The 23,715-nt window shown below is 75.3% G+C and carries 19 protein-coding genes; 4 read left to right on the top strand and 15 right to left on the bottom strand.

Going from position 1 to position 23,715, the window contains the following annotated elements:
- The 4 genes from ACZ6S8_RS04310 to ACZ6S8_RS04295 form a co-directional block, all read right to left on the bottom strand.
- On the bottom strand, positions 1 to 1,257 hold the full coding sequence (locus ACZ6S8_RS04310) for a nucleotide sugar dehydrogenase (RefSeq protein ID WP_383925348.1): 1,257 nt from the start codon (positions 1,255 to 1,257) through the stop codon (positions 1 to 3).
- Positions 1,257 to 2,027, bottom strand: a complete 771-nt coding sequence (locus ACZ6S8_RS04305) for a WecB/TagA/CpsF family glycosyltransferase (RefSeq protein WP_469452321.1) — start codon at positions 2,025 to 2,027, stop codon at positions 1,257 to 1,259. Before ACZ6S8_RS04305 ends, ACZ6S8_RS04310 begins: the two co-directional genes overlap by 1 nt.
- On the bottom strand, positions 2,024 to 3,193 hold the full coding sequence (locus ACZ6S8_RS04300; protein ID WP_469452319.1) for a hypothetical protein: 1,170 nt from the start codon (positions 3,191 to 3,193) through the stop codon (positions 2,024 to 2,026). Before ACZ6S8_RS04300 ends, ACZ6S8_RS04305 begins: the two co-directional genes overlap by 4 nt.
- A gap of 412 nt (positions 3,194 to 3,605) precedes the next feature.
- Positions 3,606 to 4,247: an acyltransferase gene (locus tag ACZ6S8_RS04295; RefSeq protein ID WP_469452317.1), complete on the bottom strand. Its 642-nt coding sequence runs from the start codon at positions 4,245 to 4,247 to the stop codon at positions 3,606 to 3,608.
- A gap of 393 nt (positions 4,248 to 4,640) precedes the next feature.
- Between ACZ6S8_RS04295 and ACZ6S8_RS04290 the strand changes: the two genes are divergently transcribed.
- Complete coding sequence (locus ACZ6S8_RS04290) at positions 4,641 to 5,543, top strand: ion transporter (RefSeq protein WP_469452316.1); 903 nt, start codon at positions 4,641 to 4,643, stop codon at positions 5,541 to 5,543.
- Between the two features lie 58 nt (positions 5,544 to 5,601).
- Positions 5,602 to 6,069, top strand: coding sequence for a hypothetical protein (locus ACZ6S8_RS04285; protein ID WP_469452314.1), 468 nt, complete (start codon positions 5,602 to 5,604; stop codon positions 6,067 to 6,069).
- A gap of 27 nt (positions 6,070 to 6,096) precedes the next feature.
- On the opposite strand, the gene ACZ6S8_RS04280 is transcribed toward ACZ6S8_RS04285, so the two are convergent.
- From ACZ6S8_RS04280 to tsaD, 6 genes are all read right to left on the bottom strand, one after another.
- A complete protein-coding gene (locus ACZ6S8_RS04280; protein WP_469452312.1) occupies positions 6,097 to 9,885 on the bottom strand; it encodes an SAV_2336 N-terminal domain-related protein in 3,789 nt (1,262 codons plus the stop codon).
- Entirely contained in the window at positions 9,882 to 10,982 is a 1,101-nt protein-coding gene (locus tag ACZ6S8_RS04275) for an AAA family ATPase (RefSeq protein ID WP_469452310.1), read from the bottom strand. Before ACZ6S8_RS04275 ends, ACZ6S8_RS04280 begins: the two co-directional genes overlap by 4 nt.
- Before the next feature lie 33 nt (positions 10,983 to 11,015).
- Positions 11,016 to 13,277, bottom strand: coding sequence for a VMAP-C domain-containing protein (locus ACZ6S8_RS04270; protein ID WP_469452308.1), 2,262 nt, complete (start codon positions 13,275 to 13,277; stop codon positions 11,016 to 11,018).
- Positions 13,274 to 14,623 carry a hypothetical protein gene (locus ACZ6S8_RS04265; RefSeq protein WP_469452306.1) on the bottom strand — a complete coding sequence of 450 codons (1,350 nt, stop codon included), beginning with the start codon at positions 14,621 to 14,623 and terminating at the stop codon, positions 13,274 to 13,276. The genes ACZ6S8_RS04270 and ACZ6S8_RS04265 overlap by 4 nt, the downstream gene beginning before the upstream one ends.
- 82 nt (positions 14,624 to 14,705) lie before the next feature.
- A complete protein-coding gene (locus ACZ6S8_RS04260; protein ID WP_469452304.1) occupies positions 14,706 to 15,374 on the bottom strand; it encodes an O-methyltransferase in 669 nt (222 codons plus the stop codon).
- A 121-nt stretch (positions 15,375 to 15,495) separates the two neighbouring features.
- On the bottom strand, positions 15,496 to 16,593 hold the full coding sequence (tsaD, locus tag ACZ6S8_RS04255) for a tRNA (adenosine(37)-N6)-threonylcarbamoyltransferase complex transferase subunit TsaD (RefSeq protein WP_469452302.1): 1,098 nt from the start codon (positions 16,591 to 16,593) through the stop codon (positions 15,496 to 15,498).
- A 388-nt stretch (positions 16,594 to 16,981) separates the two neighbouring features.
- Between tsaD and ACZ6S8_RS04250 the strand changes: the two genes are divergently transcribed.
- Positions 16,982 to 17,551: a DUF3291 domain-containing protein gene (locus tag ACZ6S8_RS04250; protein ID WP_469452299.1), complete on the top strand. Its 570-nt coding sequence runs from the start codon at positions 16,982 to 16,984 to the stop codon at positions 17,549 to 17,551.
- On the opposite strand, the gene ACZ6S8_RS04245 is transcribed toward ACZ6S8_RS04250, so the two are convergent.
- Together ACZ6S8_RS04245 and ACZ6S8_RS04240 are read right to left on the bottom strand one after the other, a co-directional pair.
- On the bottom strand, positions 17,548 to 17,949 hold the full coding sequence (locus ACZ6S8_RS04245) for an SgcJ/EcaC family oxidoreductase (RefSeq protein ID WP_469452297.1): 402 nt from the start codon (positions 17,947 to 17,949) through the stop codon (positions 17,548 to 17,550). The genes ACZ6S8_RS04250 and ACZ6S8_RS04245 overlap by 4 nt on opposite strands.
- Before the next feature lie 240 nt (positions 17,950 to 18,189).
- Positions 18,190 to 19,278, bottom strand: coding sequence for a phosphatidylinositol-specific phospholipase C domain-containing protein (locus ACZ6S8_RS04240; protein ID WP_469452780.1), 1,089 nt, complete (start codon positions 19,276 to 19,278; stop codon positions 18,190 to 18,192).
- A 200-nt stretch (positions 19,279 to 19,478) separates the two neighbouring features.
- Between ACZ6S8_RS04240 and ACZ6S8_RS04235 the strand changes: the two genes are divergently transcribed.
- Positions 19,479 to 20,420 (top strand): trypsin-like serine peptidase, encoded by a 942-nt coding sequence (locus tag ACZ6S8_RS04235; RefSeq protein WP_469452295.1) that lies wholly within the window; start codon positions 19,479 to 19,481, stop codon positions 20,418 to 20,420.
- Positions 20,421 to 20,681: 261 nt separating this feature from the next.
- Here ACZ6S8_RS04235 and ACZ6S8_RS04230 read toward each other — a convergent pair whose 3' ends face one another.
- From ACZ6S8_RS04230 to ACZ6S8_RS04220, 3 genes are all read right to left on the bottom strand, one after another.
- Positions 20,682 to 21,173, bottom strand: coding sequence for a hypothetical protein (locus ACZ6S8_RS04230; RefSeq protein ID WP_469452293.1), 492 nt, complete (start codon positions 21,171 to 21,173; stop codon positions 20,682 to 20,684).
- Positions 21,174 to 21,270: 97 nt separating this feature from the next.
- The gene (locus tag ACZ6S8_RS04225) at positions 21,271 to 22,857 is read right to left on the bottom strand and encodes a protein kinase domain-containing protein (RefSeq protein ID WP_469452778.1); all 1,587 of its coding nucleotides are present in this window, start codon (positions 22,855 to 22,857) and stop codon (positions 21,271 to 21,273) included.
- Positions 22,854 to 23,600, bottom strand: coding sequence for an FHA domain-containing protein (locus ACZ6S8_RS04220; protein WP_469452292.1), 747 nt, complete (start codon positions 23,598 to 23,600; stop codon positions 22,854 to 22,856). The genes ACZ6S8_RS04225 and ACZ6S8_RS04220 overlap by 4 nt, the downstream gene beginning before the upstream one ends.
- Positions 23,601 to 23,715: the final 115 nt, after the last annotated feature.

The raw sequence follows: 23,715 nt of genomic DNA, 5'->3' as shown, positions 1-23,715 counted from the left end.
TCAGAGCACCTCCACGGTCGGTCCGGAGACCCGGTTGCGGCAGTCGAGGACGAACGAGGCGTGCTCGGTGACCATCTGGTAGTCGAAGGAGTCGTGGTCGGTGAGCAGGACCACGACGTCGGCGGCGGCGAGCTCCTTGCGGGTCGGCTCGACCCGGACGAGGCGCGCGTCGACCTTGATGCTCTCCACTACGTGCGGGTCGGCCGCGCGGACCTTGGCGCCCATGTCGAGGAGCAGTTGGGAGATGCGGACGGCCGGCGACTCCCGCGCGTCGCCGGTGTTCTTCTTGTACGCCAGCCCGAGCAGCAGGATCCGGGAGCCGTTGACGGAGCGGCGTTTGGCGTTGAGGGCGTCGATGACCCGGCGGGTCACGTACTCGGGCATGTGGCTGTTGATGTCGTTGGCGAGCTCGACGAAGCGGAAGCTCTGGCCGAGTTCGCGCTGCACCCGCCAGGACAGGTACGAGGGGTCGATGGGCAGGCAGTGGCCGCCGACCCCGGGGCCGGGGGTGAACTTCATGAAGCCGAAGGGCTTGCTGGAGGCCGCCTCGATGGCCTGCCACACGTCGATGTCGAGGTGCCGGGCGAACATCGCGATCTCGTTGACCAGGGCGATGTTCACGTGCCGGAAGGTGTTCTCCAGCAGTTTGGCGAGCTCGGCCTCCTTGGGCGAGCGCACCGGCACGGTGGTGTCGACGAGGTCGGCGTAGAAGGCCTCGACGGCCTTCAGGGAGGCGGCGTCGACGCCGGACACGACCTTCGGCGTCTGCTGGAAGCCCCAGACGGTGTTGCCGGGGTCGATGCGCTCGGGGCTGTAGCCGAGGTGGAAGTCGACTCCGGCGGTGAGCCCGGAGCCGTCCTCCAGGATCGGCGCGAACAGCTCCTCGGTGGTGCCGGGGTAGGTGGTGGACTCCAGCACCACGGTGGCGCCGGGGCGCAGGAAGCGGGCCAGGGTGCGGGCCGACTCCTCGATGTAGCGCAGGTCGGGTGCGCCTTCCTGTAACGGGGTGGGGACGGTGACGACGGCGACGTCGAAGCCGCCGCAGTCACGGGCGAGTTCGCTGGCCCGGTAGCTGCCGCGCTCCAGTGCGCGGCTCAGCCGTTCGGAGGAGACGTCCTCCACGTACGACTCGCCGGCGGCGAGGCTCTTGACCCGCCGCGCGTCCACGTCGTACCCGATCACCTGGTGTCCGACTTCGGCGGCCCGGATGGCCAGCGGCAGTCCGACGTATCCCTGTCCCACGACGACGACGCGCATCAGTGACTCCTGTTCGCGGAAGGGGCAGACGGTGTGCGGTGGATGAGCTCCCGGACCGTCATGAGGAGGAAGGCAGCGTTGGTGGTGAGGTAGCGCTTGCCGAGGCGGCGCGGTTCCTGGAGGGTGCGGTAGAACCATTCGAGCCCCATCCGCTGCCAGACCAGCGGGGCCCGCTTGGTGATGCCGGCGAGGATGTCGAAGGAGCCGCCGACGCCGTGCACCACGTGGGCGCCGGTGCGCTTGCCGTGGGCGGCGGTGAAGATCTCCTTCTTCGGCGAGGTCATTCCGAGGAACAGCAGGTGGGCGCCGCTGTCGGCGATCGCGTCGGCGACGGCCTCCTGGTCGGAGTCCTCGAAGTAGCCGTTCCGGCTGCCCGCCACGCGCAGGTGCGGGAAGCGCTCGGAGATCTGCCGGAGCATCATCTCCAGGACGTCCTGCCGGGCGCCGAGCAGGTAGACGGGGATGTCCGCCGCCTCGGCCGCGGTGAGCAGGCGCATGAACAGGTCGATGCCCGCGACGCGTTCCGGCAGCCGGACGCCGAGGACGCGGCCGGCCCAGACCACCGCCTGGCCGTCGGCGAGGACGAGGTCGCAGCCGCCGACCGCGGCGGCGAGGCGCGGGTCGCGCCGCATGTTGACCAGCTTGGCGGCGTTGACCATGCCGATCTCGATCTGTTCGCCGCGCCGCACCGCGTCCAGGCAGCGCTGCACGGTCTCGTCCATCGTCAGGGCGTCGAGCGCGACCCCGAAGAGGGAGTGTCGTGAGTTCATCTCTGTGGCCCTCCGAGCCAGGCGAAGAGGAGCCAGCCGAACTCGTACGGGCGGCACTCGCGGTCCACCGCGTCGGGGCGGAAGATCCGGTCGAGCGGCCCGAGTCGTGCCTGCGGGGCGACGCGGGTGGTGAGTCCCCGGGCGGCCCGTACGGCCTTCAGCGGGTCGCCGCGGTAGACCTTGCGCCAGGTGACGCCGAGGTTGTCGCGGATCATCGGCTCCCGCGGGGTGCCGTCGGCCCCGGCGGTCTCGGGTACGTCCGTCATCCATCGCAGTCCGCGGCGGATCGCGGCGCCGAAGTCGGTGCCGCCGGCCTCGGCGAGGTCGAACAGGGCGGTCGGCGCCATGGCGTGCTGGTGCACGCTGTAGACGGGATAACCCTCCACGACGCCGCCGGTGCGGGCGTCGTAGTGCCACCACCACTGGCCGCCGTCCCCCTGCAGGTCGCAGATCCGGGTGGCGCAGGCGTCGGCGGCCCCGAGGGCCTCCAGGTCGTCGCCGCTCGCGTGCAGCCGGGCCAGCGCCTGGAGCGGATAGGTCTGGTCGGCGAAGCAGGCCACGTGGGAGCGGTATCCGGGGACCAGCCCCGGCCCGGTGGCGTGCGCGAACAGCGGGCCTTCACCGGTCCGGGCCGCCAGCAGCCGGTCCCGGGCGGCCGGGAGGCGGTCCTCCACGTCGACCGCGTCGCGGGCGGCGGCGAGGGCCGAGAGGACCCAGGCCGCCTCGACCGTGTAGCGCGGCCGGCCGGGGACGTCCAGGGCGGCGACCCGGGCGAGGGCGTCGGACACCTTGGCGTGGCCGGTTTCGGCGGCCGCCCACGCGATGAGCGCCGCGTCGCCGAGGTTCTCCACCCCCGGGAGCCGCTCCACGAGCAGTCCCGCGAACTCCTCGGCGGTCCGTCCGCCGAACAGGGGGCGCTGCCGTTCCTCGGGCAGGAACCGGGCGCCCAGCGCGGTGATGGCCGCGTACCGGGTGCTGGTTCCCCGCCGCTCCAGGCGGCGGGTGCCGTCGGGCGCGACGGCGGCCGCCCGGGTGAACACGAAGGTCTCGGCTCCGGGCAGGTACATCTGCGGCAGTCCCGCCTCGGCCAGCGCGAGCAGCCGCTCGGCCAGCGCGTGCAGCGGCAGGTCCGCGTGGGCCAGTGCTTCTAATCGTGCGGTGGTCACCGGTTCCCCACCCCGGCTCCCCGTGTACTGCGCGCTCCCCGTATGTCCGAGCTGTTGCGCTCCAACACACCTACCCCCTCTGATCGCTCCTCGGACGGACCTGGCGGTCGTCGTTCCGCGGAGGGGATTGCGCGTGACGACGCCCGTGCCCGCGGTGGTGTCCCACCGGTGGCACGAGCCGTCCGACGGCTGCAGTCTGGATCCCCCCAGCGATGCCCGCGGACCGGGGCAGGCGCGACCGGCGGTGTCTGCGGGCGCGGAGATCCGCGCCGGCACATCCGCTGCTCGCGATGCCCTCGTCGTGTACAACCCCCCACCGAGCAGCGGCTGTTGCCTGCTCAGATCCCGTGTACAGGGACAAGGTATGCCCAAGGATGTTCGTTGATTGTGGTTTTGAGGAAATGCCGAAGGCCTAAATTGCGGGCGTCCCGTCGGGCCCGTTCGGCGAGCTCTCCGAGGCCCGTTCGGCGAGCTCGCCGTCCTTCTCGTCGTGCAGCGCCCCGGTGCGCGGACAGGCCCAGACGCCCGGCTCGTCCGCCTGTTCCACGAGGCGGACGCCGGCCCTCCCCACCCAGCCGATCCGCCGGGCGGGCACTCCCGCGACGAGCGCGAAGTCCGGTACGTCCCGGGACACCACCGCCCCGGCCGCGACCAGGGCCCAGCGCCCGACCCGCACCCCGGCCACGCACACCGACCGGGCGCCGAGCGAGGCCCCTTCGGCCACCACGACCCCGGCGGACTCCCAGTCGTCGCCGCGCTTGAGACGGCCGTCGGGCTCGACCGCGCGCGGGTAGAAGTCGTTGGTGAGGACCGCCGCCGGGCCGATGAAGACCCCGTCGCCGAGCACGGCGGGCTCGTACACGAGCGCGTAGTTCTGGAGCTTCACGTGGTCGCCGATCCGCACGCCCGGCCCCACGTACGCCCCGCGCCCCACGATGCACCCGCGCCCGAGCCGGGCCTCCTCCCGTATCTGCGCCAGGTCCCAGACGGTGGTGCCCTCGCCGAGTTCGGCCGTGTCGTCGACCTGGGAGGAGGGCTGGATGCGGACGCTCACAGGGCGGTCCCCTAACGGCTCGCGAGGATGTCGGGCGCACGGAGTGCGGCGGTGCGGCGGTGCGGCGGTGCGGCGGTGCGGCGGTGCGGCGGTGCGGCGGTATGGACGTACCGCCACACAGGCGTACGACCGCACGGCCATACGGACGGAGCATAGGTGCCGCCGGGCCGTACCACCCGCCGGTTCAACCGACTGTTCACGGACCGGACTTGGCCTGTACGTCACCGCCTCCCCGGACGCCTCGGACGCGCGGGCGCGCGCGACGGCGCACCGAAGCACGCTCCGGAGTGAAACCCCGTCGGCGGTGGCGCGTTAGACCCTCGCACCGCGCGCCCCGGGCGCCGACCGGCGGTGACGACGAGCACGACGAGCACCACGAGTACGAGGAGCGAGATGGCAGACCCGACGACGCCGGCCGGACGCGGCCGGATGAAACTGGCGGCCCGCTGCCGCGTGGTCACGGAGGCCCCGGCCTTCGGACTGGTCGTCTTCTGCGTGATCCTGCTGAACGCGGCCCTGATGGGCGCGGAGACCTACAGCGGACTCGCCGGGGAGTACCGGCAGGCACTGCGCTCGGCCGAGGACGCGTGCCTCACCGTGTTCACCCTGGAGATGCTGCTGCGCATGGGCGCGCACGCGGACCGGCCGAAAGCATTCTTCCGCGACCCCTGGAACCTCTTCGACCTCGCGGTCGTGGGCTCCGCCTTCGTCCCGCTCGTCCGCGAGAACACCACCCTGCTGCGGCTGCTGCGCCTCGCCCGCGTCCTGCGCTCCGCCCGGTTCCTCCCCCACCTGCGCATCCTGCTGGTCGCGGTCGGCCGCAGCCTGCCCGGTACCGCCAGCTTCCTGTTCGTCGGCGCGCTGGTGCTCTACCTGTACGCGATGGTCGGCTGGGTGTGCTTCGCCTCCTCCGACCCCGGGCACTTCGGCTCCGTGGGCCGCGCCGCCCTCACGCTGTTCCTGCTCACCACGCTCGACGGGCTCACCGACGCGGTCCGCGCGGGCCTGGAGATCTCCCGGTTCAGCATCATCTACTACGCCTCCTACGCCCTGCTCGCCTCCTTCGTCCTGGTGAACGTCCTGATCGGCGTGGTCCTCAACTCCCTGGACGAGGCACGGGAGATGGAGGCGGAGGCCAACCGCGCCGCGCCGCCGGACGGCTCCTCCCCCGCGGACGCGGCCGTCCGGGAGCGCATCGCGACGGCCCGCCGCGCCCTGGACGCCCTGGAAGCCGACCTCGCGGCGGCCCCCCACCCGTCGCCCCGCCCCCTGGAGCCCACGCACGCGGGCGCGTAGCGTGAGCCCAACCATGCGGCGACGACGCCGGGTTGCGCCGCGAGGTCAGGGAGAGACGATGCCGGGACGACGGTTGCTGCGGGCGGGAATCACGATGGCCGCGGTCGCGGCCGCTCTCCTGGGGACGGGTCCGGCGGCCGAGGCGGCTCCGCGCAGCTTCAGCGCGGCCTCCGTCCACGCCGGAGGGGCGGGCGCCGTCGGCGCCCAGGTGACCGGCGGGATGACCTGGTACAACCGGTCGGTCACGCTGACCTCGGTCCGGTTCTACCTGGCCCCCCGCGAGTGCGGCAGGTTCGACATCGTGGCCTGGCAGGGCGACCGGCTGGTCGACTCCGCCTCCTACCCGCAGCAGTGCGCGGGGGCGACGGCCCGGTGGATCACGTACGGCGACGTGCCGCTCGACGGCAGCTGGATCGCCGGCGGCGTCACCGAAGTGGTGATCGACGTCTACGACGACACGCACACGGGCCACGGTTGGGCGGACTGCACCCGGGCGGGCTCCTCCTGCTACACGTGGCCGCGCTGACCCGGGGTTCACCGGGCGGGCTCGTGGTCACTCCGGCTCCCGCTCCGGGTCCGCGTCATGCGGTTCCGGGGCGGTGTCCGGGTCCGGGGCGGTGGCCGGGTTCGGGTCCGAGCCGTGGATGTCCCGGGTGCCGTCCGGGTGGTGGGCCACCGTCCAGGTGCCCGGGAGGGCGGTGAAGGCTTCGGCCGCGTCGGTGCCCGACGGGAACCGGACGCCGTCGAAGCGGATCCGGCCGTGGAACACCGCGTGGTCGAAGGCCGTCGGCCCCTCGAACACCGCCCCGGCGGAGACCAGCCCGTGCTCCCACACCGCGTACGAGAACACGGCCGGACCGGCGAATGCGGCCCCGCTGAGCCCCGCCAAGCCGCGGAAGACCGTACGGAAGAAGTCGGCCGGGCCGGCCGCCCGGATCCGGTTCAGGTCCGCCGAGGCCTCCAGCACCGCCCGCGCGAAGGAGACCTCGTCGAGGAACGCGGCGTCCGTGAACCCGGCCGGGCCGCCGAAGACCGTACGGCGGAACGCGGCGCGCCGCGCGAACAGGCTCCGGTCGAAGGCGGCGCCGGTGCGGAACACGGCGCCGTCGAAGACGGCCGGAGCGTCGAAGACGGCGCCCTCGAACCGCGCGCGCCCCGCGAACACGGCGCGCGCGAAGGAGGCGCGGCCGCCGAACCGGACCCCCTCCGTGCTCCAGTCGTCCTCGAAGTGCGCGTGGTCGAAGGAGCACGGGCCCGGCGTGACGCGTCCCGTCGCCGGATCCCGCAGCGCGTCCAGCACCCGCCGGAGCAGGCCGCCCTCGAAGGTCGTGCCCCGCAGGTCCACGGGCATGCCGGGCCGCAGCCCCCGGAGGTAGGCCTCCCGTACGGGCGCCGCCGCGTGGGCCAGGCAGCGCGGGTCTCCGGGCAGACGGATGCCGGCGCACCCGCCCCGGTCGGTGTCCGTCCGGGCGGCCCGCGTCAGGTCCCGCGCCGGGCCGTCCTGCGGGGCGCGGAACCCGCACCGCGGCCAGTCCGCGCCGCCGCCGCGGATCTCGGCCGCCTCGGCCAGCGCCTGCCCCAGCTCGGCCGCGTCGCCCGTCCACAGCCAGCCCTCCGGGCCGTCGCCGGCGCCCGGGAGCCGGCGCAGCGCGCCGGGCCCGAGCAGGCGGCCGAGCTCCTCGTGGAGGGCCGGCGACAGGGCCAGGAAGGGGCCGGTCCCCGGCGGCCGGGACCCGGCGTCCCACATCCGCCGGGCGGCCGCCGCCACCGCCGTCCCGCTGAAGCCCGCCTCCTCGAATCCGGCTTCGCCACCGCTCACGGCCACCGCGAGCAGCGTGGTCCAGGCCCGGCGGTCCCCGTTGACCTCGCGCACCACCGACGGCAGTTCGCCCAGCACCCGGCCCGCCTTGCCCAGGGCGCCCGGGGCGTCGACCACGACCAGCAGGTCCGTGCCGGAGGTCTCGATCACCTGACCGGCGGTCCCGGTGCGCCGCAGGACCGCGCGCAGGGCCTCGGCGACCGGCGGCCCCGCGGGGCGGCCCGCCGTGTCCCCCTCGACGTCGACGCCCACCGCCAGGTGCAGCGGGGTCCCCGGATCCCCGGGCGGGACGGGGGCGCCGGTGTACGCGTCCAGGACGGCGCGGAAGTCCGGCTGCTCCAGCAGGGCGCGGCCGGACAGGAACACCATGCGGTCCGGCCAGACCTCGTGGACCATGCCGAGCAGGCTCCCGGCGTACGAGACCGGGCCGCCGCGGTAGTGCGCCCAGGCGTCCGGCTCGGCGGACAGCCGGACGAGTTCCCCGTTCCGGGCGCCCTCCGGCAGGGCCGTTTCGGCGGTGAGCGCGACCGGGTCCCCGAGGCCGGTGTGGCCGTCGACGCGGACCCGCCCCGCGGGCCCGTCCGCCGGTGCCCCCCGGGTCGACGCGCCCGCCGGAGCCGGTGCGTCCGCCCAGGGGGGCGGCCCCGGCCACTCCCCGGCGGGGACCAGGTCCCGGTCGGCGAGCAGCAGGAAGGCGCGGGGGGAGGCCTCGTCGCACCACACGGTGTGGCAGAGCGCCTCCCACTCTCCGGCGCGGACCCAGCCGGTGGCGCCCGGCCCGAGCCGGGCGTCGCCGACCGTCAGGACCAGCCGGGGCGTCAGCAGGGTGCCGACGTCCTGGGCCTCGCCCCGCATCGACTCGAACCGGACCGCCACGAGCCGCTCGCGCATCCCGGGCTCCGGCGCCGCCGGCCCGGGCCGCTCCTCCCGCGCCGTCGTCCCCGTATCCGGCACCGGGGGTGTCGTCGGCCGCGCCGCGAACGGCAGCGCTCCCTCGGCCACCGCGCGGCGGCCCTCGCGTCCCGTGGTGACCCGGGTGGCGGAGAAGTCCGGGCCGGTCCCCCGGTTGCGGGACATGAATTCCCAGACCCGGCGCCGGACCAGCTCCCGCACGGCGGCGACGTCCCCGCGCAGCTGCGAGCCGAGCAGGGCTTCGCGTACGCCCGGCAGGAACTCGAACTCCACCTCCGCGGCGTCCCGTTCGGCGCCCCAGGGGGCGAAGAGACCGCCGAGGGCGACCTCCGCGAGGTGCCCGTGCTCCGCCCCGCGCAGAAGGGAGCGCCGTACGAGGGTCATCACGGGCAGCGTCAGCGGTACGGCGGCCAGGTGCGCGGCGAGCTGCTGCGCGGTCGGGGAGGCGTTCGCGCGGAAGTTCTCCACCGCCTCCAGGCCGGTGGGCGGTTCGCCGGGCGGCGGCGCGGTCGCCGCGGATCCCGGTGCGGCGTCCAGGCGCAGGCAGGCCATGCGCCGCCAGCGCCCGTCTCCGGACACCACCCGCGCCAGCCGGCCCAGGCTTCCCGGGGCGAGGCCGACCACCGGGACCACGGCCGCTCCTCCCCCGCCGTGCCGGGCGCGGGCGCGGGCGCGGCGCACGGCGGGCACCCGCTGCCAGGAGCGGGTGGCGGCCGCGGGCCGGTCGGCCCGGACGGCGAAGGGGACGGGCCGGACCGCGCCGCGGGTCCAGAGCCGCTCGGGCAGGACGTTCAGCACGGCCACGGCGTTGTGGGCGCACCAGCGCCGGAGCACGTCCTGCAGCGGGGTCTGCCGCCAGCCGGCCGCGACGGTGTCGGAGAGGACGAGGATCAGCCGGCGGCCCGCCGGGTCGGAGAGTTCGAGGGGGTTGCGGGGCGCCCCGCCCCGGCCGCGGGCGACCATCGGGGTGGCGCCGGGTCCGGTGCCGGTCAGCTGCCAGGTGCGTACGTCCCGGAAGACACCGCTGCGGGTCAGCACCCGGCGCAGTTCGTCCACGAGGTCGGCCCACAGCAGCATCGAGGGGTGGGCGTCGACGACCAGCGCCAGGTCCAGCCAGCGGCTCTCGGCGGGCCGCAGCACCGGGCTGGGCACCATCCGTTCGATGCTGCGTTCCACGGTGAGCTGTTCGTCGAGTTCCTCGCCCGGTCCCCCGATGGAGCGGCGGCCGACGGGGCGCAGGGACCGCATCAGGGCGAGCGGGTCGTCGAGGGAGGCGGTGCGGGGCAGCCGCAGGGGCGATCCGCGCCGCCCCCGGCCGGCGTCGGCGGGCTCCTCCCGGACTCCGTGGGCGGCGGCCGGGTAGAGCTGCACGGCCGGCTCACCGGGTAGGGGTCCGCCGGAGGCCGCGGGTTCCACCGGCGACGGCGCGTCTCGGGGCGGGAGCTGGCCGGACCGCGCGTCGGCGCCGGGGGCTGCGGGCGGCGGGCCGCCGCCCCCGTCGATCCGGGCCGCGAGCCACAGGATGTCGGCGATCTCCTCCGCTCCGGCCCCGGGGTGGGGGCCGCCGTCCCCGGCGCCGTCGGCGAAGGCGGCGAGGAGCCTCTCGATCACGCGGGGGGCCCGGTCAGGTGCTGCATCACGGTGGCGAGGAAGCGGTCCCGGTCGACGGGCGCCGACCAGGCCCCGGTGAGCCGGAGTTGGATGGCGTTCAGGAGCTGGTCGGTCGCGAGGTCACCGTCCTCGCCGCGCTCCAGGAAGCTGCGGACGAGCTCCCGGTACTCGCCGTTCTCCTCGATGTCCACGCCGAGCCGGCGGCGCACGATGCGGGCGAGCTTCTCCGGCCCCGGCGGTTCCAGGTGGAGGCGGACGCAGCGGCGCAGGAAGGCGGGCGGGAAGTCCCGCTCGCCGTTGCTGGTGAGGACGACGACGGGGAAGTACCGGCACTGGACGCGGCCCTGGGTGATCCGTACGGCGGCCTCGGGGTCGTCGTCGGTGCCGATGGCGACGGTGGGGTCCTCCTGGGCGAGGCGGGCGAGTTCGGGGACGGTGAAGCCGCCGTCCTCGAAGACGGTGAGGAGGTCGCCGGGCAGGTCGATGTCGCTCTTGTCGATCTCGTCGACGAGCAGGACCCTCGGGCGGTCCTGCGGCAGCAGGGCGGTGCCGAGCGGCCCGAGGCGCAGGTAGCGGGAGATCGAGGGGGCGGCGGGCGTCCCCGCGCGTCCGCCGCCCGGCAGGCCGGACGCGGCCACTGCGGCCGCCGCCGCGGCCCCGGGGGTGCGCAGCTGCTCCAGCCCGGCCTCCTGGAGGCGCCCGATGGCGTCGTACAGGTACAGCCCGTCGCGCAGGACGGTACGGCTGGTGATGGGCCAGTGCAGTACGGGCCCCAGGGCGAGGTCCGCGGCGATGCTGTAGGCGAGGGTGGACTTGCCCACCCCGGGCTTCCCCGTGATCAGCAGCGGCCTGCGCAGGTGCAGGGCCGTGTTGACCACGTCCTTCTCCGGTTCGTCGGGTACGTACCCCTCCCCGCGCCGGCGGGTCCGCTCCCAGGCCGGTCCCCCGCAGCCGGGGGGTGCGTACCCCGGGTCGGGGATCCCGGTGAAGTCCCGCCAGGGCGGCGGGGATCCGGCCTCCAGGCGGGTGCGCCGGTCCGCGCCCGCTCCGGTCCCGTGGTACAGCCACCAGTCCTTCGCCACTGCCTCTGCCTCCATCGTCGGTACCGCCGTCGGTCGGTCGTCGGGGGTTCAGGCCAGGGAACGGAGGCCCGGCGTGTCGTCGGGATCGTCCCACAGGAGCACCAACCGGTCTCCCCCCGCGCCGGGTTGGAGGGCGCGCGGGGAGCCTGCGGCCGCCCCCGCGGCCGCCCGGCGCACCTCCCGCACCCGTGCGGGCAGCGCGAGGACGTCGAGCGCCCCGGGGTCCGGGCGGCCGTCGGGGCCCGCCGGTGCGAGCAGGTCCAGCAGCGGGGGCGCGGGGAGCCCGCCGCCGCGCCGCCACACGGCGACCGGGACGCCGCCTTCCAGGACGGCTTCGAGCAGGCCGGCGTCCGGCGCGGCGGCCGCGGTGTGCCCGAGGACGCAGGCGGGTGCCGTCCCGGCCCCGAGGTCCATCCCGAGCGCGTCCGTGACCTCCGCGTCCTCCACGACGCGTACGGCGTCGGGGTGGCGGCCGCCGCGGGCGCACAGCCAGCGCCACTTGGCGTGCCATTCGGCGCGGGTGTCGGCGCGCTCCTGCGGGCAGCGCACCACCACCTGGTAGAGCAGCCCGAGCGCGCGGCGGCGGCCGGCCGGGCCGCGCGGGACCGGCCACTGGTCGAAGTCGGCGTCCAGCAGCTCGTACGGGACGTGGAACTCGATCCGGTCCAGGGCTCCGGCCGGCATCCCCGGCGCCGCGGCCTCCGCGTCGGTTTCCGAACCCGCGCCGATCAGCGCGAGTTGGCGTACGAGTTCCTCCCGTACGGCGGCCAGCCGGACCGGGGCGCCCTCCGACTCCCAGATGTGCGCGGTCCGTTCGCCCCGCAGCCACATCCGGGCCAGGTATCCGTCCCCGCCGCCCGGCGGCACCTCCAGCCGGACGTGCAGGGCCGATCTGCGCGGCGGCGGCGGGGGCGGGGGGAGCGCGGGGAGGCCGAGCCGTTCCCGGGTGGCGCGGACCCACTCCCGCAGCCGGGCCGCCCACGCCGGGTCGCTGGTCCCGGCCCGGTCGGCGAGGAAGCGTACGAAGGGCACGGCCGGCGGCATTCCGGTGCGGCCGCCCTGGCGTTCGTCGAGGTCCTGGACCACCTCCAGCAGGCTCTCCCCCGGCAGCCCGGCGTGCACGGGCGGTGCGCAGCCGGCCGCCTTGAACGCCCAGGCGTACGCGTCGTGGGCGCTGCGCGGCAGGTCCCGGCCCTCGAAGAGGTCGCCCAGCCCGTCCCAGGCCTGCTGGTCGAGGCGGGGCGCAGCCCGGAGGCCGGCGGACGCGGACGCGATGTCGGGGACGCCGGGGACGCCGGGGACGCCGGGGACGCCGGGGACGCCGGGCAGGCCGGGGAAGTCGGGGAAGTCCAGGAAGGAGCAGGAATCCCAGTCCCGGTCGACGACGAACTGCGGCAGCTGCCAGCCCTCGCCACGCTGTTGCAGCTCCTGGAACGTGCGGTGGATCGAGCGGGCGGCGCCGGCCAGTCCGGTGACGCCCTCCCGGACGGAGCGCTGCCCGAGTTCGCCGAGCAGCGCCTCGGTGAAGCGGCCCGCGCCGCGTTCGGCGTCGTTCTGCGCAGCCTCCCCCTCGCGGGAGGCGTACAGCCGGAACTGACGCCGGCCCGGGACGGAGCTCCCGCCGCCGTAGTCGGTGGTCCCGAAGTTCCACCGGGTGTCGCGGGGCGCGTCCACCCGGCAGGCGTCGACGAGCGCGGCCTGCAGCGGGAAGCGGCGGTGCTTGACCATGTCGGTGTGCCACCAGCGCAGCGCCGAGTCGAGGTTGAGGTGGCGGATCTGGCCGGGGCGGGCGTCGGCGCAGGGCAGGATCAGTTCGCTGCGCGGTCCGAGGTAGCCGTGCCCGGCCCAGAAGATCCACAGCAAGTCGCCGTCGCACTGCGGGAGTTCGTCGAGGAGCGCCGTCTTCGCGTTGTCCTCGGTGGCCGGGCGGTGGGCGGCTCTCAGCGCGGCCATGGCCGGGGAGTCCGACCAGTCGAGGGTGTCCGGGTCGTCGAGCGGGGAGAGCAGCAGCCGGACGTTGCCGGCCGGCACCTGGCCGGGGCCGGTCAGCCAGCGGGCGAACCGCAGCGCGTCACGGGCCGGGCCGCGCAGGTTCCACCGGTGGCTGATCTCGTAGCGCTCCACGCCGGCGACGAGCGCGAAGGTGCGCCGCGGGCCGAGGGACGCGGGGAACCGGTCGAACCGCGCGGGATCGGGGCGCGCGGGGTCGGGCCGGGCGGAGTCGGGGCGCACGGGATCGGGGCGCACCGGTTCGGGACGCGCAGGATCGGGGCGCACGGGATCGGGACGCACCGGTTCGGGCCGGCTCACCCGATCTCCGCCTCGGCCACCGCCTGTTCGATGCGCTCGTAGAGGGAGTCCTGCTTCCAGTAGGCGCTGTGGCAGGCGGGGAAGGGCTGGCGGCTGCTGATCTCGTGGTCGGTGACGCGGGCGTCGCCGGGGAAGACCGGGCCCGCCAGGTAGGAGAGCACGTCCTGGCGGTCGTAGACGTTGAGCCAGCGGGGGAAGCCGTGCGGGAGCTTCGCCCCGGGGGCGAGCGCCGTCAGCGCGCCCAGCTCGTGCAGGAAGGGGGCCTGCGAGCCGACGGTGACGAGCAGTTCGGCGCCGGGGACGGGTTCGCCCCGGGCGGCGGCGAGGGCGAGGAGGTCGACGAGGGCGATCCCGCCCAGGCTGTGGCCGACGAGGACGACCGGTCCGGGCACGGCGGCGATCTCGGCGCGCAGGAACGCACGCAGGTCGCGGCCGCGGGCCTGGTAGCGCAGGATGTCGCCCAGCGCGGGGGTGGCGCCGACGGTGAGGGAGCCGCGCCAGGCGTTGAGCAGCGGCTGCGTGGTGACCCGCAGCGCGAGCCGGCCGAGGACGGCGGCCGCGCGGGCGCCGGGGACCCGGGCGTCGCCGCCGAGGCGCTGGGTGAGCAGCTCGACCACGCGGTCCCGTTCGGCGCCGGTGCAGTAGGCCTCGGCTCCGGCGGCGGCGAGGGCCGAAGCGGTGACGGCCCGGGCGAGGGCGGTGGCCAGCTCGCGGGCCTGCGGCTCCTCGGCGGCGCGTTCCCCGGCCCGGCGGGCCTCGGCGGAGCGGGCGGTGTCCTCCAGCGCGGAGGGGTAGCCCTCGGCGAGGCCGGTGTCGCGGAGCAGGGCCCCGAGCTCGTCCCCGTCGGCGGGCCGGGCCGGTAACCCGTCCAGCAGGGCCAGCACCCGGTCCCCCGCGGCCCGTACGCCGGGCATCGCGAAGCCGTCGTCGCCGTCGCCGGGTTCGGTGTCCCAGCCGAGGCCGGTTTCCCAGCCCGTTTCGGCGAGGACGCGCAGCTCGCACAGGGGGTCGGCCACCAGCAGCGCCCACTCGGCGGTCTCGGCGTCCACCGGGTCGGCGAGGAGGCCGGGGTGAAGGGCGTCGGGGTGGAGCGCGTCCGGGTGGAGCGCGCCGGGCTGCGCGGCCTCGGGGTACGGGGTCTCGGGGTACGGGGTCTCGGGGCGCGGGCGCAGGCCGGGTACGGAGCGGCCCCCGGCGCCGAGGGTGGCGCCGAACCGGTCGCCCCAGAAGCAGGAGTCGACGGCCGCGCCGGGGAAGCGGGCCGTCAGCCGCTTCCGGACCAGCGCGAACAGCGTGTCGTGCCGCTCGCGCCGTACGCCCGTGCCGTGGACAAAGAGAAAACGCATCGCCGTCCGCCCCCCTCGTACGATCGTCCCCCGCCCGGCACCTTAGCGCCGTGCGGGGAAGCGGGGGCCGGGAACGGCGGGTTCAGCGCTTGCGGGCCAGGGTCAGGCCGTCGGCGACCGGCAGCAGGACGGACTCCACCCGGTCGTCGGCGCGCACGCGGGCGTTGAACTCCCGGATGGCCAGGGCGTTGCCCGCGGCGTCGGCGCGGGCGGCCTCGCCCCCGTACAGGACGTTGTCGGCGAGGAGCAGCCCGCCGGGGCGCACGCGCGGGACGAGCTGCTCCCAGTAGGCCTGGTAACCGGGCTTGTCGGCGTCCAGGAAGACCAGGTCGATGACGGGTTCGGCGGGCAGCGCGGCGAGGGTCTCCAGGGCGGGGGCGATCCGCAGGTCGATGCGGTCCTCGACCCCGGCGGCCCTCCAGGCCTCCCGGGCGATCGCCGTCCACTCCTCGGAGACGTCGCAGGCCAGGACGGTGCCGCCGGGCGCCAGACCGGCGGCGAGCGCGAGCGTCGAGTACCCGGTGAACGTGCCGACCTCCACGATCCTCCGGGCGCCGGTGAGTTTGGCCAGCAGGGTGAGGAACACGCCCTGCTCGTGGGAGACCTGCATCTGCGCCGGGCCGCCCAGGGCGCGGGTGCGCTCGACCAGCTCGCGCTGGACCGGGGTCTGCGGTTCGGCCTGGGCGACCAGGTAGTCGTAGACCTCCCTGGTGAGCGGCACGGTCTTGACTCCGTCGTCGGTCCTGCTCATACGGGCCTCCTTGCGTCGTCGGGCAGGTGGCCGTAGGGGGCGGCCGGGGGATCACACCCGGCTGGTCAACGACGGCGGCGGCGCGCGGAAACGAACCGGACCGGACCGGACCGTGCGGCGCTCAGCGCCCGGCGGGCCGGGCCGGCCTGCCCGGCGCGCTCGCGACCGGCGTCAGTGCGGCGTACTCCAGCGGGGCGGAGGGGTCGATGGTCATCTCCAGCGGGCCCGGTTCGGCGCCCGCGCGCACCAGGAGGTCGCCGATGGCGGCGATCATCGCCCCGTTGTCGGTGCACAGGGTCATCGGCGGCACCCGCAGCTCGATGCCGGCCGAGGCGCACCTTCGCTCGGCGAGGGCCCGGACCCGGGAGTTGGCGGCGACGCCGCCGACGACCACGAGGGTCCTGACGCCGTGGGCCGTGCAGGCCGCGACCGCCTTGCGGGTGAGCACGTCGGCGACCGCCTCCTGGAGCGAGGCCGCGCCGTCGGCGACCGGCGGCTGCTCACCGCGCAGCCGGTACCCCTCGGCCCAGCGGGCGGCGGCCGTCTTGAGCCCCGAGAAGGAGAAGGAGTACGCGTACGGATCGTCCCCGCGCGGCCCGCCGGTCAGCGGGCGGGGGAAGGAGACGGCCTTGGGGTTGCCGCCGCGGGCGGCGCGGTCGATGGCCGGACCGCCGGGGTAGGGCAGGCCGAGGACCCGGGCGACCTTGTCGAAGCACTCCCCGGCGGCGTCGTCCAGGGTGTCCCCGAGGTGCAGGATCGGCTCGCGCACGAGGTCGCGGACGAGCAGCAGCGAGGTGTGGCCGCCGGAGACGATCAGCACCATGCAGGGCTCGGGCAGCGGCCCGTGCTCCAGGGTGTCGGCGGCGACGTGGCCCGCGAGGTGGTGGACCCCGTACAGCGGCAGGCCGAGGGAGTAGGCGAGGGTCTTGGCCCCGGCCAGGCCGACCTGCAGGGCCCCGGAGAGGCCGGGTCCGGTGGTGACGGCGACGGCGTCGAGCTGGGAGGCCTTCAGCCCGGCCTGGTCCAGGGCCCGGCGGACGACCGGGTTGAAGGCGTGCAGGTGGGCGCGGGCGGCGATCTCGGGGACGACCCCGCCGAAGCGGGCGTGCTCGTCCATGCTGGAGGCGACGACGTGCGCGAGGAGCTTCCCGTCGCGAACGATGCCGGCCCCGGTCTCGTCGCAGGACGACTCGATGCCGAGCACCACCGGAGATCCCACCACAGCACCCTCAACCCTTATTGCGAATAGCTCGCAATAAGGATACTGCGCCGGCGAACGGGCGGGCTCCGCCGCGGGGCGGAGCCGCGGGGCCACGGGCGGGACCGCGGCGTCGGCCCGATCCCCGCGGAGCCGCACGTGGCGTGGTATCCGCCGGCCGCAGCGACCGCAGCAAGAGGCCACTTGGACAGGGAAAACGCAACGTCGACACGGCCCGCAGAGGCAGCTACCTTCACCTCGTCTCCGGCGATCGCCCACGCTCGCACCGGAGTTCCTCCAGGCTCAGCCACCCGCGACGATATGAGCCGGTCACGCCCCGCGCATCCGCGCCCCCATGTGAGCCACCGAACCGGGTCCCCACCGGACACCCCCGACCAGGGAGAGACGAATGCCCCGTCTTGCGCTGTACACATTCGGCGTACTGAAGTCACCTCGCGCCGATCCCGCACCTCTCACGCGGGAACTCCACGACAGCGGCGCGGCCGTCTACCGGAAGATCACCGGGCACCCCGGGTACCTCGGTCGCGCCGAAGCGGCGGACCACGGCCGGGGCACGCACTTCGACCTGGACTGGGGCGCATGGGGAGCGTTCGCCGTACCGACCTGGTACGGCAAGGGCCGTACGGCGGAAACCACCGCCCTGGACGCGACCCTCTCGCTCTGGACCGACCTGCACTCCGCCTTCGACGCCGTCTACACGGGAGTGCACCGTGAGGCACTGAACAGGCGTCACGACTGGTTCGAGAGGACGGGACACCCGAGTCACGTGTTCTGGTGGGTCTCCGACGGCGGCACGCCCACCTGGCAGGACGGGGTGTCCAGGCTGGAACACCTCCACGACCACGGCTCGGCGCCGGACGCCTTCACCTTCCACCACGCGTTCGCCCCGGACGGAACCCCGACCGGGATCAAGGCCATCGGACCGAACGGCAACCGGGTTCGCCGGCAAGCGGCCTAGGCGGCGACCCCCGTGTTCTGGCAGGCGGTCAGCAGCCAGCGGCCGTCGGGCTGCTTCGAGATCACGTACAGCGGGGCGCCCTCGCTCTCCTCCGCCGGCGACACGTAGCGCTGGCGGACCTTGACGGCCGCGACGTCGGGGCGGATGAAGAGCACGTGGACCACCTCGTAGGTGACCTGGCCGTCCCAGCTCGCCGTGGGAAGGACCGCGCGGGTGAACTCCGCGATCGCGTCGAGGCCGATGAGGACCTTGCCGTGGGCCGTAGTCCAGATCGCGTCCGGGTGGAAGAGGCCGAGGAACTCCTCGGGGTCCTTGGTCCGCTGGGAGTGCTCGACGGTGGCGACGAGGCGGTGGATGGCTTCGGTGTCCGCTGCGCGGGACGTGGCTTCCGTGGTCATGCCGACCACGGTCACACCTCGAGCGCGCTTGAGGTCAAGGGGGCGGGCACAGGCACCGTACGGCCGGGTGCCGGGGCCGTAGGCCGTGTCTTTCGGATCAGGGCGGATCAGCCCGGGGTGTCCGGTGCCGTGCGTCGCAAGGCCGAGGAGGGAGTCGACGTGGTGTGTCGGCGACCGACGAGAACGCCGCGAGGCGCGGTGCCGGGCAGCCCGGGCCCGCCATGATCCGAAAGACACGGCCTAGCCGCGCGGGACGACCGTGCCCAGCACCTGCGGCAGCGGGTACCAGTCGGACGAGACGATCGAGGCGTGGTGCCCGGCGAGCAGCGCGAGGCGCTCGCGCGCCTGGGCCTCGGTGGGGCGGACGCCGTCGATGGCGGGCGCCACGTTGTGGGCGTCGGTGGCGATCAGCAGGTAGTGGTTGCGGTCGTACCAGCCGGTGTCGATCGTGCCGCCCGCGTACGCACTCGCGTCCCCGTCGAAGACGACGAACCAGGGGCGCAGGGAGGCGTCGGCGTAGCGGCTACGCGGGTCGCCGGGCTCGGCCCGGTGCACCGCCGGGAACGCGGCCGCGCGGCCGAGCCGGCCCTGGGCGGCGAGGGCCCGCAGGTGCTCGGCGTACTCCCGGTCGGTCCACAGCGTGTCGGCGCTGTTGCCCTCCTCCAGGGTGCCGGGTATCAGCTCCACGAGGAACTTCCCGGCGAGGGCGGCCCGTCCGGGCCAGGCGCCGGCGCGGGCGGCGGTGTCCAGGTCGGGGTGGCCCGCCGCGAGCTGCCCGGGGCGGTAGACGGCGTCGCCGAGCTTCGCGGTCAGCAGCGCGTCGAGGTCGGCGGGGCCGCGCCCGAGGTTGGCGGCGAAGCCGTCCTTGAGCTCCAGCTTGAGAACGATCGGGCGGTGTCCCGGGTGGGCGTCGTGCCAGGCGCGGAGGTCGGAGAGGCATCCGGCGAGGTTCTGGTTGCGGGACTTGGTGCGCAGCTCGCCCGGATGGGCGGCGTTCTCGCAGTTGTTGTCGTTGCCGAAGGGGTTGTCGTGGGAGACCCGCCAGGAGCTGCCGAAGAAGTTGGTCCACACGTCGAGTTCGAGCATCGCGGCGCCCGAGTCCAACGCGTCGGCGAGGTAGGGGTACTTGGTCTTCTCGTAGGCGTTGTGCACCCCGACTCCGGTCGATGCCGCGTAGGGGAGGTCCGCGGCGGCCGGCGCGGCGCCGGCGGGCGCCGTGCCCAGTACGAGGGCGGTGGCCACGGCCACCGCGGCCACCGCGCACGCGGTCCGGCTCGACACCCGCCGCGCGGTCCGGCGCGAGGTGGGGTGCGAGGTCCGGTGCGGCATTCCCATGACGGCTCCCACAGATCGGTACATGACAAGTCGCGCGGAGCGTAGGGGACCCGGGTGACGCACGGAAGGACGGGAGGTGACGCATCGGGCGGCTGTGACGACGGACACGCCCCTCCCGGGGAACCGCGGCGCCCGCACCCCCATCGAACGGTGCGGAAAAGAATCGGACGGGTGAACGGGCGGGAGTGCCACACATGTCGAACGAGGTCCGCCGGCGGGCCCTGCGCGCCACCGCGCTCGCCGTCGTCCTCACCGCGCTGCTCTTCGCGGGGGGATGGTACGTGTGGGAGCTGCGCGGCATCGCGGCCCACCGCGCGGACGGCAACCCGGCCGAGGGCTTCTACCTGCAGGACCCCGAACGCGCCGACCGGACGGCCTTCGCCGTCCTGGAGTCGGTCACCCAGGGCACCCCGGAACCCGCGCCGGAGGCCACGTCCTCGGCCGCCACCGCCCCGGAGCGGTGGCGGTCCGGCGGGTGGCGGCCCTCCGACCCCCTGGAGGCCGGGCCGGTACCCGCCCAGCCCTCGGTCGGGGCGCTGTTCTCGCCCGGCGACGACGCCGACCCCGACCACCACTGCTCGGCGGTCGTGGTCCACTCCCCCGCCGGCGACCTCATCGCCACCGCCGCACACTGCGTGTACGGCGCCGGCTTCCGCACGAACCTCGCCTTCGCCCCGGGCTACCGCGACGGCACGGCCCCGTACGGGGTCTGGGTGCCCACGCGCATCGACGTGGACCCGCGCTGGAGCGAGGACCAGGACCCCGACCACGACCTCGCGTTCGTCCGCCTGCGCCGGCCCGGCTACCCGGAGCAGCGGCTGGAGGACATCACGGGCGCCGAGACGATCGCCTTCGGGACCGAACTGCCCGCCCCTGCCCGGCTCGTGGGCTACCCGAACGATACCGAGCAGCCGGTCGACTGCCGCACCACCGCCACGGCGGCCGGCCCGACGCAGCTGCGCCTGGACTGCGCGGACGTCCCCAACGGAACGAGCGGCGGCCCCGTCCTGACCGACGGCCACACCCTGATCGGGGTGATCGGCGGCCGGGACGGGGGCGGCGACGACGAGACCTCGTACAGCAGCCGCTTCGGCGACGCCGCCCGCGCCCTGTACGAACGCTCCACGAAGGGCTGAGCGGCCGGCTCCGGAGCGAGGACCCCGGGAGCGCGACCGGGTCCGGCGCGGCCGTGGGCGCCTGGGTGGTTGTCCGTAGCGTCGTCGTCCATGCCGCCGAGTCTCCGGGGCCGGCGGCGCACCGGTCAGGTCCCGTCCGGGGCGCCCTGAGGCGTTCCGGGGGCGGACGGACTCACATCGGGGCGCCCACCCGCCCCGCACACGACCCCGGCACGGCCGGGGCCACGACCCCGCAACCCGGTGCGACCGCGCGGCGACCGGTCAGCAGTTGCGGATGGACCAGATCGGCGTCCAGTCCTGGCCGGTCTGACCGCCGCCGGGCTTGAACGACTTCACGACGCCACCGCCCTGGTTGTACAGGTACGAGGTGACGTTGCCGGTCTGGTTGTCGAAGTACCAGCCGTTGCCGTTCCAGTCGTACATGTAGTAGCGGTTGCAGGCGTTGAGGTGGAACATCTTCCAGTCCGACGTCGTCGGGTCCCAGACGAAGGCGCAGAGGTTCCCGCTCGCGCAGCTGTACGTACCGCCCGGCGGCACGTGGGAGGTGGGTGCGCCGGGCGAGACCCTCGGGGACGCGGCCGCCGCGAGGGCCGACGAAGCGGCCTCGGGCGCGGCGGGCGCGACCAGGACGCGGGCGGCGGGCCGGGCCGCCGGTTCGGGTGCGGCTGCCTGGGCGGGCCCGGTGGCGAGGGTCGCCGCGAGCAGCGTGGCGGTGATGCCGGCCATGCCGAGGACGGAACGTGTGACGCGCATCGTGAACCCCTTGTCAGGTGCGGTGTGACGTGTCCCCAGGCTCGCGGAGGAGCCGGCCGGGCAGTACCTCGCACGTACGAGGTTCACGACGGTGCGGTCAGCAGCTCGGGACCCAGGCGTGCGAGCGCGGCGACCGGTCGGCGCCGGCGAGGTTGGCCCTGGTGCGCACCTTCACGCACCCCAGCTGCTCCTGCCGGTCGGGCCGGGCGTAGTAGAGGACGTCGACCTGGCTCGCCCCCTCCGCGAGGTCGAAGCCGTTGTTGTAGACCGAGCGGGGCGCTGCGCGGGCCGTCCACGGGCACGGGGACAGGCCGTCGGCCCAGTCGGCGTCGCCGTCCACCCAGGAGCACATCTCGCCCCGGCCGTCCGCCTCCGCGAAGAAGCAGACGGCCCCGCGCCGGCACCGGTCGTACCCCTCCGGCCCGGCGGCGCCCCCGGGGCTGAGCAGGCCCGCGCCCCACGCCGCGGCGAGGCCCGCGAGCACCGCCGTACCGGCCGCGATCAGCAGGCGGCGCCGCAGCCGCCCGGGCCGGCGGCCCGGCGGCCCGGGCACGTACGGTTCGGGGCCCGGCTCCCGGCGTACGGACGGCTCGGGGCCGGGCTCCCGGCGTACGGACGGCTCGGGGCCGGGCTCCCGGCGTACGGACGGCTCGGGGCCGGGTGATGCCGGCTCCGGGTCGGCGGCCCGGTGGCCGGACCCGGCGGCCGGGCTGCCGGGCGGGCTCTCGGGCGGGCAACCGGCCAGGGCGCCGAGGCGGCCTTCGGCACGGCCGGCCGCCGCCGACTCCACCCGGCACAGCAGCGACGCCGCCGTGTGCCGGACCCGGTCCTCGTGCCTGCGGGCCAGGCAGTCGTGGACGATGTCCCGCCAGGCTTCCGGCAGCCGTGCCGACAGACGCAGTTCCTCCTCGCCCCGGGCGTAGCGCAGCGCGGCGTCCCGGCGGGCGGCGGGCGTACCGCCGGGCAGCGGGAGGACGCCGGTCAGGACGACGTGGGCGAGGACGCCGAAGGCCCACACGTCGGCCGTCGGCCGGATCTTCATGCCGCGTTCGCCGACCTCCGACCAGAGCAGGTCCGGCGGGGTGTAGTCGGGCGTCGCGAAGGCGGGCGCGTAGGCGTGGGTCCCCTCCAGCTCCGCCGCCATGCTGAAGTCGGCCAGGCGGGCCGTGCCGTCGGCCATCAGCAGGACGTTCCCCGGTTTGAGGTCGCCGTGCACCCACCCGGCCCGGTGCAGCTGGTCGAGCCCCTCGCAGACCTGGGCCAGGAGCGCCGGGCCCCCGGCCGGCGCTCCGTCCCCCGCCAGCAGGGCGTCCAGGGAGCCCGCCGCCTCCTCCAGGACGAGGACGGTGGCGCCGTCGAGTTCGGGCCGGCCGGGGTCGTCGACCGTGAGCACCTCGTACATCCGGATCAGCCGGGGCGTGCACACCCGGCGCAGCACCTCGGTCTCGCGGTCGGCGAGCTCGCTCAGGTGGCGCAGCTGGCGCGGGGTGCGGGTGCCCGTCGGGAGGACCTTGAGCGCGGCACGCTCGGGCAGGCCCGGCTCGGGGACGGCGCGCAGCGCCGCGTACACGCTGCCGAAGGCTCCGGCCCCCAGCAGGCGGCCGGTGGACCAGGGGCCGATCCGGTAGCCGGGCGGAACCGCGAGGGCCCCCGGGCGGCCGTCCCGCCCGCCCCGCCCGGTCAGCGGGCGGTACCGGTCGGGGCGGACCGCAGGGCCGCCAGGTCCTGCTCGCGGACGAGGTCGAAGCGCAGGGCCAGCGAGACCAGGGTCTCCTTCTTGCCCACCAGTCGCGGCCCCTGCTCGGCCGTCTCGGGGCCGGGCTTGAGGCGGAGCTTGACGGCCAGGTAGTCGATGTTCCACTGCACGACGGCCCGGTTGGCGGCCGGCCAGAGCGGCTTGAGCCGCTCGACGACCTGCTCGACGGTGGGCGGCGGCGCCTGCGGTGCGCCGCGCAGTCGTGGCTCGCAGAGCGCGGCGAGGACCAGGAAGTACCGGCTGGAGCGGTCGAGGGGGAAGGCGAGCGCGGTCGGTTCGCCGCCGGATGCGTCCGGCTCGTCGCGGTCGGCGTAGTCGTGGCGCGGAGCCCAGACGTCCAGGGTGAGCAGTTCGGAACCGGCCGGCAGCACGATCCGCGCGAACTCGAACGGGACGGGGGCGTCGAGCCGCCCGGGCGCGATCTTGATGTGCTCGCCGGCGCCCTCGGGATTCTCGACCACGTACGTCGACGAGCGGCTGAGGTTGCTGAGCGACCAGTACGTGCCGGTGGCGGCGATCTCCCCGGCCGAGCGCGAGACGCCGGCGTGCGGGATCCGCAGGTGCCCGCCCGGCGCCTCCTCACGGCCGAACCGGAGGCTCTGCCCCGGTGCGAGGCGGATCTGTGCGGCCGGGGACATGGTGGGTCCCGGTACCACGAGGATGCTGTACACGGTGTTCCCTTCCCCCGGAGCGCCGGGGGAAGGTTAGCCGTCGGAATCAATCGTTCCCGTAACGATGGGATGCGTGCGGGCCTTCGGACACGGGGGCGGCCGCGGCGCGCGGTCC

The organism is Streptomyces sp. NPDC048461, from assembly GCF_055587105.1.
This window is presented reverse-complemented; position numbering and strand designations above follow the sequence as displayed.

Bases quoted from the DNA above. Each gene is read 5' to 3' on its own strand.
- ACZ6S8_RS04305 (WP_469452321.1), bottom strand. From the start codon at position 2,027: ATGAACTCACGACACTCCCTCTTCGGGGTCGCGCTCGACGCCCTGACG.
- ACZ6S8_RS04230 (WP_469452293.1), bottom strand. From the start codon at position 21,173: ATGCGCGTCACACGTTCCGTCCTCGGCATGGCCGGCATCACCGCCACG.
- ACZ6S8_RS04245 (WP_469452297.1), bottom strand. From the start codon at position 17,949: ATGACCACGGAAGCCACGTCCCGCGCAGCGGACACCGAAGCCATCCAC.
- ACZ6S8_RS04260 (WP_469452304.1), bottom strand. From the start codon at position 15,374: ATGAGCAGGACCGACGACGGAGTCAAGACCGTGCCGCTCACCAGGGAG.
- ACZ6S8_RS04235 (WP_469452295.1), top strand. From the start codon at position 19,479: ATGTCGAACGAGGTCCGCCGGCGGGCCCTGCGCGCCACCGCGCTCGCC.
- ACZ6S8_RS04275 (WP_469452310.1), bottom strand. From the start codon at position 10,982: ATGGAGGCAGAGGCAGTGGCGAAGGACTGGTGGCTGTACCACGGGACC.
- ACZ6S8_RS04310 (WP_383925348.1), bottom strand. From the start codon at position 1,257: ATGCGCGTCGTCGTCGTGGGACAGGGATACGTCGGACTGCCGCTGGCC.
- ACZ6S8_RS04250 (WP_469452299.1), top strand. From the start codon at position 16,982: ATGCCCCGTCTTGCGCTGTACACATTCGGCGTACTGAAGTCACCTCGC.
- ACZ6S8_RS04240 (WP_469452780.1), bottom strand. From the start codon at position 19,278: ATGCCGCACCGGACCTCGCACCCCACCTCGCGCCGGACCGCGCGGCGG.
- ACZ6S8_RS04265 (WP_469452306.1), bottom strand. From the start codon at position 14,623: ATGCGTTTTCTCTTTGTCCACGGCACGGGCGTACGGCGCGAGCGGCAC.
- ACZ6S8_RS04290 (WP_469452316.1), top strand. From the start codon at position 4,641: ATGGCAGACCCGACGACGCCGGCCGGACGCGGCCGGATGAAACTGGCG.
- ACZ6S8_RS04285 (WP_469452314.1), top strand. From the start codon at position 5,602: ATGCCGGGACGACGGTTGCTGCGGGCGGGAATCACGATGGCCGCGGTC.